15 protein-coding genes are annotated in these 12503 nt (G+C 69.0%); 7 read left to right on the top strand and 8 right to left on the bottom strand.

From position 1 onward, the window contains the following. Positions 1–489: 489 nt before the first annotated feature. Both ACHUEU_RS01475 and ACHUEU_RS01470 read left to right on the top strand, forming a co-directional pair. Entirely contained in the window at positions 490–990 is a 501-nt protein-coding gene (locus tag ACHUEU_RS01475) for a hypothetical protein (protein ID WP_394214104.1), read from the top strand. 268 nt (positions 991–1258) lie between these two features. Next, positions 1259–1738 carry a class F sortase gene (locus ACHUEU_RS01470; RefSeq protein ID WP_394214103.1) on the top strand — a complete coding sequence of 160 codons (480 nt, stop codon included), beginning with the start codon at positions 1259–1261 and terminating at the stop codon, positions 1736–1738. Between the two features lie 114 nt (positions 1739–1852). On the opposite strand, the gene ACHUEU_RS01465 is transcribed toward ACHUEU_RS01470, so the two are convergent. Genes ACHUEU_RS01465 through ACHUEU_RS01440 form a run of 6 tightly spaced genes read right to left on the bottom strand, consistent with a single transcriptional unit; the run spans position 1853 to position 6865 of the window. After that, complete coding sequence (locus tag ACHUEU_RS01465) at positions 1853–2053, bottom strand: hypothetical protein (protein ID WP_394214102.1); 201 nt, start codon at positions 2051–2053, stop codon at positions 1853–1855. Then, complete coding sequence (locus tag ACHUEU_RS01460; protein WP_394214101.1) at positions 2050–2502, bottom strand: hypothetical protein; 453 nt, start codon at positions 2500–2502, stop codon at positions 2050–2052. Before ACHUEU_RS01460 ends, ACHUEU_RS01465 begins: the two co-directional genes overlap by 4 nt. Beyond that, positions 2499–2885, bottom strand: a complete 387-nt coding sequence (locus ACHUEU_RS01455) for a hypothetical protein (protein WP_394214100.1) — start codon at positions 2883–2885, stop codon at positions 2499–2501. Before ACHUEU_RS01455 ends, ACHUEU_RS01460 begins: the two co-directional genes overlap by 4 nt. Beyond that, complete coding sequence (locus ACHUEU_RS01450; protein ID WP_394214099.1) at positions 2882–3751, bottom strand: slipin family protein; 870 nt, start codon at positions 3749–3751, stop codon at positions 2882–2884. Before ACHUEU_RS01450 ends, ACHUEU_RS01455 begins: the two co-directional genes overlap by 4 nt. Next, complete coding sequence (locus tag ACHUEU_RS01445) at positions 3744–4442, bottom strand: hypothetical protein (RefSeq protein WP_394214098.1); 699 nt, start codon at positions 4440–4442, stop codon at positions 3744–3746. Before ACHUEU_RS01445 ends, ACHUEU_RS01450 begins: the two co-directional genes overlap by 8 nt. Then, positions 4439–6865 carry a nitric-oxide reductase large subunit gene (locus tag ACHUEU_RS01440; RefSeq protein ID WP_394214097.1) on the bottom strand — a complete coding sequence of 809 codons (2427 nt, stop codon included), beginning with the start codon at positions 6863–6865 and terminating at the stop codon, positions 4439–4441. Before ACHUEU_RS01440 ends, ACHUEU_RS01445 begins: the two co-directional genes overlap by 4 nt. 490 nt (positions 6866–7355) lie before the next feature. On the opposite strand from ACHUEU_RS01440, the gene ACHUEU_RS01435 reads away from it, so the two are divergent. Continuing rightward, positions 7356–8195, top strand: coding sequence for an NAD-dependent epimerase/dehydratase family protein (locus ACHUEU_RS01435; RefSeq protein WP_394214096.1), 840 nt, complete (start codon positions 7356–7358; stop codon positions 8193–8195). 25 nt (positions 8196–8220) lie between these two features. Here the strand turns inward: ACHUEU_RS01435 and ACHUEU_RS01430 are convergent, their stop codons facing one another. Continuing rightward, positions 8221–8628 carry a DUF302 domain-containing protein gene (locus ACHUEU_RS01430; protein ID WP_394214095.1) on the bottom strand — a complete coding sequence of 136 codons (408 nt, stop codon included), beginning with the start codon at positions 8626–8628 and terminating at the stop codon, positions 8221–8223. A 67-nt stretch (positions 8629–8695) separates the two neighbouring features. Continuing rightward, positions 8696–8953 carry a metal-sensitive transcriptional regulator gene (locus ACHUEU_RS01425; protein ID WP_394214094.1) on the bottom strand — a complete coding sequence of 86 codons (258 nt, stop codon included), beginning with the start codon at positions 8951–8953 and terminating at the stop codon, positions 8696–8698. 170 nt (positions 8954–9123) lie between these two features. Between ACHUEU_RS01425 and ACHUEU_RS01420 the strand changes: the two genes are divergently transcribed. From ACHUEU_RS01420 to ACHUEU_RS01405, 4 genes are all read left to right on the top strand, one after another. Next, a complete protein-coding gene (locus ACHUEU_RS01420; protein ID WP_394214093.1) occupies positions 9124–9993 on the top strand; it encodes a sulfite exporter TauE/SafE family protein in 870 nt (289 codons plus the stop codon). After that, the gene (locus tag ACHUEU_RS01415) at positions 9990–10334 is read left to right on the top strand and encodes a thioredoxin family protein (protein ID WP_394214092.1); all 345 of its coding nucleotides are present in this window, start codon (positions 9990–9992) and stop codon (positions 10332–10334) included. The genes ACHUEU_RS01420 and ACHUEU_RS01415 overlap by 4 nt, the downstream gene beginning before the upstream one ends. Before the next feature lie 119 nt (positions 10335–10453). Then, positions 10454–11896 carry a rhodanese-like domain-containing protein gene (locus ACHUEU_RS01410; RefSeq protein ID WP_394214091.1) on the top strand — a complete coding sequence of 481 codons (1443 nt, stop codon included), beginning with the start codon at positions 10454–10456 and terminating at the stop codon, positions 11894–11896. Beyond that, on the top strand, positions 11893–12489 hold the full coding sequence (locus ACHUEU_RS01405; protein WP_394214090.1) for a rhodanese-like domain-containing protein: 597 nt from the start codon (positions 11893–11895) through the stop codon (positions 12487–12489). The genes ACHUEU_RS01410 and ACHUEU_RS01405 overlap by 4 nt, the downstream gene beginning before the upstream one ends. Positions 12490–12503: the final 14 nt, after the last annotated feature.

Genomic DNA, 12503 nt, shown 5'->3' with positions numbered 1-12503 from the left:
TGATCCACGAGTCTTCATAGCGGGGCCCTGGGCCACAAGACCCGACCCAGCGACTCCGCCACCCCCATAGCGTCTGAGGCTCGCGCACGCAGCTCGAGGGGCTCGCCGGGATCTGTTCCGGCGAGCCCCTCACACGCTGCGAAGAGTCAGCAGGACCGGCGCGGAGACGCACTTCCGGCTGCTTCCGCGCAACCTCCTCGAGCCGGTCTCGGCATGGCTGCGTCTGCCACTGAGGATGCGCCGTGCCGCCCGAGGCTGCACGCACCTACCGATCGGAAGGCACCCACTTCCACGGTCCTCGGGCACTCCTGAGCCACCGCCTCGAGGCAACAGGTGCCCCCGTGCCCTCAGGAGAGTCAAGGAATCCTGCGTCGGAAAAACTACTTAGCCTATCTAAGGATTCGTGACAGTGTGCTCCGAACCACATGTGGGCCATCGTCCCCGACGGCTGCTCGGCCGTCCGGTGCCCCTGAAGGAGTCACCATGCGCATGAGAACGAAGCAGGTTCTGCCCCTGTTCGCGGCCACGGCCATGCTCGGCACGTTCGGAGCATCCGGTGCCGCACTGGCGGACGATCACGACGGCGAGGGCGCCACCACTCTCGAGGCCAGCCTGAGCGAGTTGAACGACTCGGGAGCGTCCGGCTCTGCGTGGATCTCGCTCGAGGGCAACGAGGTCACGGTGACGCTCGAGACCGCGGGACTGCTCGCAGAGGCGCCGCACGCCCAGCACATCCATATCGGCGGGGCGAATGAGTGCCCCGATCCGGGCATGGAGGGCTCCGGCTTCGAGGGGGCGATCCGCACCACCGACGCCGCCGATTCCTACGGTGCGGTCGCGGTGTCGCTGACCACCGAGGGCGGCGTGGAGACCGGTGACGGCTCCACTGCCGGCATCGAGTCCGCCGGGGCCCTGTTCGCCGGTGGCGGCCTGATCGCCGCGGCGGCTGCCGGCATGGTCGCACTGCGCAAGCGCGCGCTCCAGAAGTGAGATGACCCCACCGGGATCACCCCGCCAGGGCGGCGGCCGTCGCACGACGGTCGTCGCCCTCGGCGTTCTCGCGCTCGTGGGTGCGGCGCTCGTGGTGTTCGCCCTGACGAACCAGGTCGGCGCCCCACCGCAGCCCGAACGGCAAGCGTCCACGGGTGCCTCTGATGCAGGCGGCAGCGCGTCCACCTCCGGCACGCCGCTCGCAGGACCGTCGCCGGCCCCGAGCACTGACGCGACCGGCTCCGAGGAAGGACCCGGGGCGGCCGCAATGTCGACCCCGCCGGTGGAAGCACTCGCGGAGTCCGCACCGACGTCCCTGACCATCTCCTCGATCGGTGTCGAGGAGAGGGTCTTCCCGATCGGTCTCGGCCCGGACGGGGAGCTGCTCGCGCCCAGCGGTGACCGCGCGCACCTGCCGGCCTGGTTCGAGGGCTCTCCCACCCCCGGCGAACTCGGTCCGTCCGTCATCGAGGGGCACGTGACCTGGGGCGGGGAGCCGTCGGTGTTCTTCGAGCTGGGCCGTCTCGCGCCCGGCGACCGGATCGACATCGAGCGCGAGGACGGGACCACCGCCGGCTTCGAGGTCTACGACTCCGTCCGCTATCCCAAGGACGAGTTCCCCACCCTGACCGTCTACGGACGCACCGAGGGGCCCGAGCTGCGACTGATCACCTGCAGCGGGGACGTCGACGAGGACGGTCACCACCTCGACAACACCGTGATCTCCGCCCGGCTCATCGAGACCTGACGCGAAGAGATCCTCTCCCTGCCCCCGTGCGGCGAGCACAAGGGCGGGCTCGCACCGGCCGCGAGCCACAGCGCGTCACGAACCTGGGCTGCTCGACCTGGGCGTGCTCGGGGCTCAGAGGAAGACGAGGCAGCCGACGCCGAAGATGATGAGGAACCCGAACAGGGCGAAGCTCATGAAGTTGTTCTCCGCCGCACTCGGCGCTCGGTCTTCGGGGGTCCAGCCCTCGGTCGTCGGCGGGGTGCTGCGCAGGGCCTCGCCCTGTGCGTGCTCCGCCCGAGGGGAATCGGTTCGTGCATCGTGCGTCATGCTCATAGCGCCACTCCCAATCGGCTCAGTTCGGTGATCGTGGAAACGGTGAGGATCGCGAACACGATCACGATGAAGACGGTGTATGTCCACCGGTGCCGGTGATCTGCCCGCCAGAACCGGCGCACGCTGACCACTCCGTTGATGGCAGCAACCACACAGAGCGCGATCCCGACCGGTCCGGCGACCCAGCCGGAGAGGCTCAGGATCGGGATGATGATCGGAATCGCGACGTAGGTGATGAGGCAGCGGAGAGCCGAGAGGACGACGGAGATCCGGAAGGCACGATGCGCCCCCTCGCCGGACCTCCTGTCGAGCTCCGTGACCCCGGTCAGCCGTCGCATGATCCGGTCCGGAGCCCTGTCGGACCGGAAACCGCTGCTGCTCCGAGCCGGAGCGGCGATGCCCGGGCGCTGCGTGGGGTCGGCCGGTGCGTGCACGTGAGGCGCACTCACGAGGGCTCCTCCGCCGTCGTCGTCCGCGAGTGCCGTATCAGCGACGCGGCACCGAACACCGCCGATACCAGGCCGAGCAATCCGAGCAGCCCACCGAGGAAGAATCCCCAGTACAGAGGATCCATGGCGCCTCCGCTGGCCGGGGCTCCCACGCTGGTGCCCACCAAGATGCCGAACAGGGGCGCGAGCACGGTAACGATGGCCCCCAGCAGCACTCGCCAGAATCCTGGGGGAGTGGGCTCCAGACGCACCGGACGGCCGGGCGGGACCGGAATGTCGCCGTCGAGGATCCCGACGCGGTCACCGCCCGTCGGCCGGGCCCCGGAGGCCTGAGTGGGACCGACGGCGGAGGCCTGCCCAGGGACAGGGCTGGTGTCATTCATGATGATCGCCCTTCTGCAAGGTTGTCGGGAGCTGCGGGGGCGTACGAGTCGGGCGAGTCCCGGGCAGTCGCGGTCGCGTGGGGAGCGTGGTCGCCGCTGTGGGGAGAGAGCTGCTCCAGCGCGCCCATCAGCGGGCCGACGATATCCATCGGCAGTGGGAACACCACGGTGGAGTTCTGGTCCGCACCGAGCTCGAGCAGGGTCTGGAGATAGCGCAGCTGCAGCGATCCGGGTGCCTCGCCGAGGATCCGGGCCGCGTCGCGCAGCTCCTCCGCCGCCTCCAGCTCGCCGTGGGCGCTGATCACCTTGGCCCGACGCTCGCGCTCGGCCTCCGCCTGGCGAGCCATGGCCCGTTGCATCATCTCGGGGATCTCGACGTCCTTGATCTCGACGACCGAGACCTCCACGCCCCACGGCACGGCCTGCTGCGCAATCGACTGGGCGAGGTCCTCGTTGAGGTCGGCCCGATGGGCCAGGAGCGTGTCCAGGTCCGCACGTCCCACGACGGAGCGCAGGGTGGTCTGAGCGAACTGGGAGGTGGCGACGACGTGGTTCTCCACCGACATCACCGACCGCACCGGTTCCGCCACCTTGAACATGACCACGGCGTTCACGCGGGCGGTGACGTTGTCGCGGGTGATCACCTCCTGCGGAGGGATGGTCAGCGTGACCACTCGCAGATCGATCCGTACGGATCGGTCCAGGAAGGGCAGCATGAGCACGAGGCCTGGCCCGAGTGAGCCGCGCAGGCGGCCGAGGCGGAAGACGACCATCCGCTCGTACTCGCGCACCACTCTCAGCGACGTGATGAGCACGACGAGCAGGATCACGATCACGATGATCGCGAGGAGCAGTGGGCTAGGCATTCTCGGTCGTGCTCCTTCGTTCGGAGGCGTAACGGGTGCGTCCCAGATCCAGGGGGACAGGAACCGCGGCGGGGCGTCGATCGGAGGCATAGCTGGTGCGGCGACGGTCGAGGGTCTCGACGGCGCGGGCGCGATCCTCCAGGTTCTCATCCAACGATTTGAACAGCACTCCCTCGGGGTCGACCGGGGACCGGCGCAGGTGGGACCAGAGCGGCAGGGCGGCGATCGCCATGACAAGGGCAGTGCCCAACAGCAGGATCTGACTGGCCAGGTGCTCGACCGTGACACTGGAGACCACCGGCCAGAGAACGGCGAGCACGGTCACGGAGCAGGCGATACCGCGGTGGAACCGAGCAGATTCGGAGGACGGCCAGGAATCGACCGTCCGCCCCAGTTCACGGCCGTCATCGGACGAGGTGCAGGAGTCCTTGACGGGGCAGGCGTTGCAGACCGAGGGCTTGCCGCGGTACCGCATCACGCGATTGTCGGGGTCGAAGGACTGGGGCCACAGCCACTGGTCCTCGGGGCAGAGCCAGGCGTCGTGGTCCTCATGGAACACGAAACCCTGGGTCTGCTGCTCGTCGTTCGCGGTGTGGGCACGCCGGGCGAGCAGGTCGATCCCGTAGGCGCACAGCAGGAGGACCACGGCGTACCCCGCAGAGAGCCACGCAGTGAGCTCGATCGCACTCATGGTGTGGTCTCCTCCCCCTCCTCATCCCGGCGGCGATCCGAGGCATACCGACTGGAGGGGACCGTGCCCGAGACGCTCGTGGAGACTGCGAGGGCCGCTTCGGGATTCCCGGTCCGGTCCTCCCGGGCCTCTGGATGCTCCTCGACGAAGAGGGTCTCGGGTTCCATGCGGTTAACGGTGGCCTTCACCCCGTACCGAACCCCCAACCAGGTGATATAGACGAAGGGCAGAACCCCTCCGACCAGGAACACCACGTCTCCGGGCAGGCGCATCCACTCCAGCGCCACGTTCCCCGGCTGCGTGATGTAGCCCAGCGCGCGGGCCTCGAAATAGCCCTCGTTGACGGAGGCCCACAGCTGCAGCACTCCCAGCGGAAGCAGCGTCGCGAACATCATCCAGGCGAGTCCGATGTTCAGCGACCAGAAGGAGAGCTTGGCCAGTCGTTCCGGCCACTTCTGGGGCGGGATGACGTACCGCAGCGCGAACAGCGTCAGGCCGACGGCCAACATCCCGTAAACACCCATCATCGACCCGTGTGCATGGTTCGCGGTCAGCGAGGTGCCGATCTGGTAATAGGAGACGATGGGGAGGTTCACCAGGAAGCCGAACACGCCCGCGCCCAGGAAGTTCCAGAAGCCGACAGCGACCAGGAACATGACCGCCCAGCGGTGCGGGAAGGGGGCCTTGGTGCGCGACTCCTGCCGGGCGCCCAGCTGCAGGAACGTCCACGCCTCGACGGTCAGGAAGGTGAGCGGGATCACCTCCAGCGCCGAGAAGACCGCACCGAGCGCCATGTGCTCCACCGGGGTGCCCGAGAAGTACAGGTGGTGCATGGTGCCGATGACGCCGCCGGAGGAGTAGAGGATGACGTCGAGCAGAATGATCTGGATCGCGATCCGGCGTCGCACCACGCCCAGCATCACGAAGATATAGGCCACCATCACCGTGGTGAACAGCTCCAGGAAGTCCTCGACCCACAGGTGCACCACCCAGAAGCGCCAGAACTCGGCGACGGTCAGATGCGTCTCGTTGGTCGCCAGGAGGCCCACCGCGTAGAAGGCGGGGATGGCGAGTGCCGCATAGACGAAGAGCCACGGCATGTTGAACTTGGATTCGGTGCGCAACCTCGAACGGATCGCGCGGAAGATGATCAGGAACCACAGGAACAGCCCGATAGCCAGCAAGACCTGGAAGAAGCGGGGCAGGTCCAGGTATTCCCACTGCTGGGAGAAGAAGGGCGACCCGTCGGCCCACTCGGGGCCGTAGATGCTGATGGCGGTACCGCCGAACATGCCGACGACCACGAGCGCAAGGGCGCCCAGCAGACCATAGGACAGCAGGTGCTGCCCGCGCGGTTCCCGGCCCGAGATGATCGGGGCCAGGAAGATCGCGGCAGCCAGGAACGCGGCAGAGGTCCACAGCAACGAGAGCTGCACGTGCCAGGTGCGCGCGAGGTTGAAGGGGAAGATCTGCGCGAGGTCGAAGCCGAAGAAACCTTGGAGCTCGACCCGGTAGTGCTCGACGGACGCGCCCACGGTGGCCTGGATGAGGAACAGCAGGGCCACCACGAGGAAGAACCAGGCGGTGGAGCGCTGGGCCTTCGTGATCCCCACCTCTCCGGGCTGGAGGAACTTCAGGGACGTGGTGTCGTTGCCCTTCCAGCCGAGCTTGGCGCTCCAGCGCCCGTAGATCGCGAACAGGATGCCCAGGCCCACCAGCAGCGCGACCAAGGAGATCGCAGACCAGACGAGGATGTCTGCAGTCGGATGGTTGTCGACGCGCTGCTCGGCCGGCCAGTTGTTGGTGTAGGAGTAGTTCTGGTTCGGGCGCTCCGCCGCGCTCGCCCATGCCGTCCAGGCGTAGAACGCGGTCAGGTCGTGGATGTCCTGCGGGTCGGTGATCGCGTTGGGGATCAGCCCGTTCGCGGTCGTCGGATCGCCGAAGAAGTCTGCGTAATAGCCCTGGAGCTCCTGGTACGCACTGATCTGTTCGTCGGTGAGGACGAGGGTGCCGGATTCTTCGTCATAACGGTTGGTCCGCTGCATCTCCGAGGTCGCGGCCGCCGGCTCCTGCACGCCCTGCTGCTCGAGCAGGTCAGTGATGTGCTCGCTGCTCAGACGCAGGTACTCGGCGGTGAAGTCCGGCCCGAGGTAGGCGCCATGGCCCAGGATCGAGCCGTACTGCTGGATACCTCGGGTCAGGAAGATGTTCTGACCGCGGGTGATCTCCTCCTGCGTGAAGACGGCCTCCCCATCCTCACTGACCACCTGCTGGGGCATCGGCATCGAATCGGTGTACGTGCGGTATGCGAGCACCCCCATGACCATGAACCCGAAGACGAGCACGAGCGCGACGCCCTGCACCCATCCTTTGGAGATCGAGATCTCCGACTTCGAACGCTGGCGAGAACTCTGCTCAGTCATGCTCACGCGGATGGCCCCGTTCTGTGTGGACGCGTCACGACCGATCAACGGTCAGCAAGTGCTCGAACACTATGTGCTAGGCCCAGGGTCGTCAACTCGTCTGCCGAGGTCAGCGGCGTGCGTAGCAGGAACCTTCCTCTCTCACAGTGTTCGCCCCATTTCCATGACGGTCATCAATCAACCGCATATTTCTGGGCCAGAATCTACGCACTTCCGTCTTTTCGCCGTTGCGAGCCAGCTGGGGAGCCTGGCAGCGGTCGCACCGGTGCCGGATGGGCCGACCTGCTGGTCTCGGACAGGGAAGGGCCGGCTTCCGGAAACGGCCACGGCTGAGCTGCGAAACCCGGTTCCTGTCGGCGGAGGCACTCTTCGGCAAGGCCTGGCACCGTGCAGAGCTGAAGGCCACGCGGGGCGCCGGAACGGAGATGACCATCCAGCACGGGAACCCGGCGCTGTTCCCTCTCAGCCCCGACGGGTGCACGATGGCCTGATGAGAATCGCAGTGACAGGTGGCTCGGGAAAGCTCGGACGAACGGTGGTCCGACATCTGCAGGACCACGGGCACCAGGTGGTGAACCTGGACCGCTCCGGCGAGCGCGGCCCGGGCTTCGTGCAGATCGACCTCACCGACGCCGGCCAGGTGCACGACGCGCTCACCGGCATCGACGAGCAGGCCCCCGACGGTTTCGAGGCCGTGGTGCACCTCAGCGCCATCCCCGCCCCGGGCCTGGCGACCAACACCGCGACGTTCCACAACAACCTGCTGGGTACCTACACCGTGTTCACGGCCGCGCTCAAGGCAGGCAACAGGAACATCGTCACCGCCTCCAGCGAGACGGTCCTCGGGCTCCCCTTCGACACCCCGCCGCCGTACCTCCCGGCGGACGAGGAGTACGCCGCCCGACCCGAGTCCACCTACTCCCTGTCCAAGCACCTCGAGGAGCAGCTGGCGATCGAACTCACCCGTTGGCATCCGGAGCTGAAGATCATCGCGCTGCGGTTCTCGAACGTCATGGACGAGGAGGACTACGCCGCCTTCCCCTCCTTCGATGCGGACGCGCAGCTGCGCAAGGGGAAACTCTGGGGCTACCTCGACGGCCGCGACGGTGCCCAGGCGGTGCGCCTGGCACTGGAGCACCCGGTGCCCGGTTTCGACCGCTTCATCATCGCCGCCGCCGATACCGTCATGTCACGGGACAACACCGAGCTCGTCACCGAGGTGTTCCCGGACGTGCCGGTGCACGGGAACATCTCCGGCCACGGCACCCTGCTCTCGATCGAGAAGGCTCGCGCCGTGCTGGGCTACGACCCGCAGCACAGCTGGCGCTGAACCGCGCCGACGCGGCCCGCTCGGCTCACTCCCCTGCCAGCGCCCCCAGCGCCGCGCGCAGCCGGGCATCGGCGTCCTCGGCCACGGCGCGGACCTGCTCGCTGTCGCTGAGCTGGACCATGACCATCGGGTCCATCGCCTCGACGATGCTGCGGCCCTCCTCGCCGCGGCGGACGATGACGTTGCACGGCAGGAGCGCGCCGAGCTGCGGTTCGGCGGCGAGGGCCTGGCGGGCGAGGCCGGGGTTGCAGGCGCCGAGGATCACATAGTCGCCGATCTCCTGCGCCGCGGCGGCATCGATCTTGGCCTCGAAGGTGGCACGCATGTCGATCTCGGTGATGATGCCGAAGCCCTGCGCGAACAGCGCCGCGCGCACGCTCTCCACCGCGCGGTGGTAGGGCTGGGCCAGGGTGAGCTGGTGGGCATAGGTCATGTCATGCTCCTTCGGGTCGGGGTACCGGGCATCGTGGCGCTCGATCTGGGCATGGCCAGCAAGGACATCAGGCCAGGCTGAGGAACAGCTTCTCCAGCTCCTTGCGGTCCAGCTCCTGGTTGTCGCTGTTCATGCACTGCTCCATGCCGCTGGCGATGATCGCGAACCCGGCCCGGTCCAGCGCCTTGGACACCGCGGAGAGCTGGGTGACGACGTCCTTGCACTCCTTGCCCTCCTCGAGCATCCGGGTGACGGCGGCAAGCTGGCCCTGGGCGCGCTTGAGACGGTGGATGACGGGGGTCATGCCCGCGGGGTCGAGTTCCATGGTGTCCTCCTGATGACATCGGCTGGCGCCGTCGGCGACACCCTCATCCTATACCCCAGGGGGTGTCTTGCATACCCCCATGGGTATGTGGCAGTCTCGTCGCCGCGGGGTGCTCCCAGAGCGCTCCGCCGGCTCGCCCGCCCTACGACCCCTGCCCCTCGGAGGCCCCCGTGACACCCACCCTCGCCCTGACCCTGCTGCTGGCGGTGCTCATCGGCGTCTCCCTCGGACTGCTGGGCGGGGGCGGCTCGATCCTCACGGTGCCGATCCTGACCTACGTGGCGGGACTCCCGCCGAAGGAGGCGATCGCCGCCTCGCTGTTCGTCGTCGGCACCACCTCCGCCGTCAGCGCCCTCAGCCATGCCCGCGCGGGCCGGGTGCAGTGGCGCACGGGACTGCACTTCGGGACGGCCGGGATGGTCGGCGCCTTCGGGGGCGGGATCCTCGGGGGATACCTCCCGGGCACCGTGCTGATGATCGCCTTCGCCCTGATGATGGTCGCGACCTCGATCGCCATGCTCCGCGGCCGCCGGACGGCGCCCCTCGAGGTCGCCGCCCCCCGCACGCTGCCGACGCTGAAGATCGTGCTCGAGGGCCTCGCCGTCGGGGTCGCCACCGGGCTGGTCGGCGCGGGCGGCGGGTTCCTCGTGGTGCCCGCCCTGGCCCTGCTGGGCGGGCTGCCGATGCCGGTCGCCGTCGGCACCTCGCTCGTGGTGATCGCCCTGAAGTCCTTCGCGGGCCTCGCCGGGTACCTCACCTCCGTCTCGCTGGACTGGGGCCTGATCGGCGGGGTCACCCTCGCCGCGATCCTCGGCTCACTGGGGGGCGCGCGGCTGGCCGGGCACCTCCCGGAAGCCTCGCTGCGCACCGGCTTCGGCGTCTTCGTGCTGGCGATGGGCACCGTCGTGCTGGTCCAGGAGCTGCCGGGGATCGCCGGCGCCGTCGTCGCCCTCGTGGCGGCCCTCCTCCTGGTCGCCGGCGCCGTGTGCCGCTTCGCGCTCCCCTCCTGCCCGCTGCGCCCCTCGGCGGTGGCCTCATGACCGGCCCGGCCCTCGCCGATCCCGCTGGGGTCCTCGCCCTGACCGAAGCCGAATTCGCGGCCGCGATCGAGGGCCACCACCTGGCGGTCGTTGATTTCTGGGCCTCATGGTGCGCCCCCTGTCGACGGTTCGCGCCGGTCTTCGCCGCCGCGTCGGCCGCCCATCCCGACGTGCTGTTCGCGAGCGTCGACACCGAGGCCGAGCCCGGCCTCGCCGCGGCCGCGCAGATCCGCACCCTGCCCACGGTGATGGTCTTCCGGGATGGACGGCTCGTCGAGACCCACCGCGGAGGACTGCGCGCCTCCTCCCTCGCCAGAACCCTCGCCCGGGCGCGAGAATGACACCACCACCGCGCGAGCCCGAGCACCCGGCCCCGACCTTGCATACCCCCCGGGGTACTTGATACCCTCGGGGGTATATGCGGCCTCTCGACCGCACGACCCACCGATCAGGAGGATCCATGCTTCTCGAACGCATCTACGACGAAGACCTCTCCCAGGCCAGCTACTTCATCGGCTGTCAGGCCGAGAACGTGGCGCTGGTGGTCGACCCGCGCCGCGACATCCAGGTCTACCAGGACCTCGCCGCTCACCACGGGATGACCATCTCCACCGTCACCGAGACCCACATCCACGCCGATTTCCTCTCCGGGACCCGGGAGCTGGCCGCCGCGACCGGCGCGACCACGTACGTCTCCGGCGAGGGCGGGGAGGACTGGAGCTACGGTTTCGACGCCGAGCTCCTGCACGACGGTGACACGATCCAGCTGGGCAACATCACGATCACCGCCCGCCACACCCCGGGCCACACCCCCGAGCACCTCTCCTACCTGGTGACCGACGGCGCCTTCACCGAGGAGCCCGGCTACTACCTCACCGGCGACTTCGTCTTCTCCGGAGATCTGGGACGGCCCGACCTGCTGGACGAGGCCGCGGGGATGGAGAACACCCGCTTCGAGGGTGCGAAGCAGCTGTTCGCCTCGCTCCAGAGCGGCTTCCTGACCCTGCCGGACCATGTGCAGGTCTTCCCCGGCCACGGCGCCGGCTCCGCCTGCGGCAAGGCGCTCGGCGCCGTGCCCTCCACCACCGTCGGCTACGAGCGCAAGTTCGCCTGGTGGGGGCCCTACCTCGCGAACGACGACGAGCAGGGCTTCATCGACGAGCTGCTGGATGGTCAGCCCGACGCCCACGCCTACTTCGCTCGCATGAAGCGCCAGAACAAGGAGGGCCCGGCCCTGCTGGGCGAGCGCCCCACCCCCCGCGCCGTGGAGGCCGAGGAAATGAGCCGCGGCCTCGAGGACGGCAGCCTCGCCCTGGTCGATACGCGCCCCGTGGACGAGGTCCACGCCGGGACCGTGCCGGGGGCCCTGAGCATCCCCTCGCCCGGCAAGGCCGCCACCCACATCGCCTGGGCCTTCGACCCCGAGAGCGATGCGGCGCAGCTGGTCGTCCTCGCCGAGGATGCCGAGACGGCCGCCGAATACGGCGACCACTTCGTGCGCGTCGGGGTGGATTCCCTGATCGGCTACCTCCCCTCCCTCGAGGGCCTGCCCAGCACGGTCCCGCCGGTGGTCGCCCCGGCCGATCTCCCGGCCCTGCGCGCGGAGGACTCCACCGCGCTGCTGCTGGACGTCCGCAACCGCAGCGAGCATGCGGAGGGCACCATCTCCGGGGCCGAGCAGCTCTCGGCCGGCAAGGTGCTGTTCCACCAGGACGAGCTGCCCGCACCGGACGCCGGACGGCTGATCACCTTCTGCCAGTCCGGGCTGCGCAACTCCGTGGCCGCCGCCGCGCTGCGCCGCGCCGGGTACGACGTGGTCGAGCTCGAGGGCAGCTATGCCGGATGGTCCCGCTGGACCGCCGAGCAGCACGATCTCGCGACCACCGCGGAGGATGCCCGATGACCGCCACCGTGCAGAACGACGCGCGCTCGATCGCGCCGACCGAGCTCACCCAGCGCCTCGCCGAGGACCCGGAGCTGATGATCATCGACGTCCGCACCCCGGGCGAGTTCGCGACCACCCACATCCGCGGCTCCTACAACGTGCCGCTGGAACTGCTCACCGAGCACACCGCCGACCTGGCCGAGCGCATGGGCGAGCACGTCGTGCTGGTCTGCCAGTCCGGCTCCCGGGCCGGCACGGCCTGCACGGCCCTGCAGCGGGCCGGAGTCGACTCCGCCGCCGTGCTCGCGGGCGGGATCGCCGCCTTCGAGCAGTCGGGCGGCGCCGTGGTGCGGCGCGGGACCCGCTGGGCCATGGACCGCCAGGTGCGGATGACGGCCGGGTCCCTGGTGCTGGTGGGCACACTGGCCGGGCAGCTCCTCCACCCCCGGCTGGGACTGTTCGCCGGAGCCATCGGGGCGGGCCTGACCTACTCGGCGCTCAGCGACTCCTGCGCCATGGCCTCACTGCTCTCGAAGATGCCCTGGAACCGCGTCGCACCGGATCCTTCCCTCGCGGCGCTCTTCGAGCAGACGCCCGCTCCGACCCCCTGACCCACCCCCGAACC

The sequence above is a fragment of the Brachybacterium vulturis genome (assembly GCF_043641765.1).
Taxonomy (GTDB): Bacteria; Actinomycetota; Actinomycetes; order Actinomycetales; family Dermabacteraceae; genus Brachybacterium; species Brachybacterium vulturis_A.
This window is presented reverse-complemented; position numbering and strand designations above follow the sequence as displayed.

Excerpts from the sequence above, each read along its gene's own strand:
- ACHUEU_RS01475 (WP_394214104.1), top strand. The coding sequence starts at position 490 with ATGAGAACGAAGCAGGTTCTGCCCCTGTTCGCGGCCACGGCCATGCTC.
- ACHUEU_RS01470 (WP_394214103.1), top strand. The coding sequence starts at position 1,259 with ATGTCGACCCCGCCGGTGGAAGCACTCGCGGAGTCCGCACCGACGTCC.
- ACHUEU_RS01465 (WP_394214102.1), bottom strand. The coding sequence starts at position 2,053 with ATGAGCATGACGCACGATGCACGAACCGATTCCCCTCGGGCGGAGCAC.
- ACHUEU_RS01455 (WP_394214100.1), bottom strand. The coding sequence starts at position 2,885 with ATGAATGACACCAGCCCTGTCCCTGGGCAGGCCTCCGCCGTCGGTCCC.
- ACHUEU_RS01450 (WP_394214099.1), bottom strand. The coding sequence starts at position 3,751 with ATGCCTAGCCCACTGCTCCTCGCGATCATCGTGATCGTGATCCTGCTC.
- ACHUEU_RS01445 (WP_394214098.1), bottom strand. The coding sequence starts at position 4,442 with ATGAGTGCGATCGAGCTCACTGCGTGGCTCTCTGCGGGGTACGCCGTG.
- ACHUEU_RS01440 (WP_394214097.1), bottom strand. The coding sequence starts at position 6,865 with ATGACTGAGCAGAGTTCTCGCCAGCGTTCGAAGTCGGAGATCTCGATC.
- ACHUEU_RS01435 (WP_394214096.1), top strand. The coding sequence starts at position 7,356 with ATGAGAATCGCAGTGACAGGTGGCTCGGGAAAGCTCGGACGAACGGTG.
- ACHUEU_RS01430 (WP_394214095.1), bottom strand. The coding sequence starts at position 8,628 with ATGACCTATGCCCACCAGCTCACCCTGGCCCAGCCCTACCACCGCGCG.
- ACHUEU_RS01425 (WP_394214094.1), bottom strand. The coding sequence starts at position 8,953 with ATGGAACTCGACCCCGCGGGCATGACCCCCGTCATCCACCGTCTCAAG.
- ACHUEU_RS01415 (WP_394214092.1), top strand. The coding sequence starts at position 9,990 with ATGACCGGCCCGGCCCTCGCCGATCCCGCTGGGGTCCTCGCCCTGACC.
- ACHUEU_RS01410 (WP_394214091.1), top strand. The coding sequence starts at position 10,454 with ATGCTTCTCGAACGCATCTACGACGAAGACCTCTCCCAGGCCAGCTAC.
- ACHUEU_RS01405 (WP_394214090.1), top strand. The coding sequence starts at position 11,893 with ATGACCGCCACCGTGCAGAACGACGCGCGCTCGATCGCGCCGACCGAG.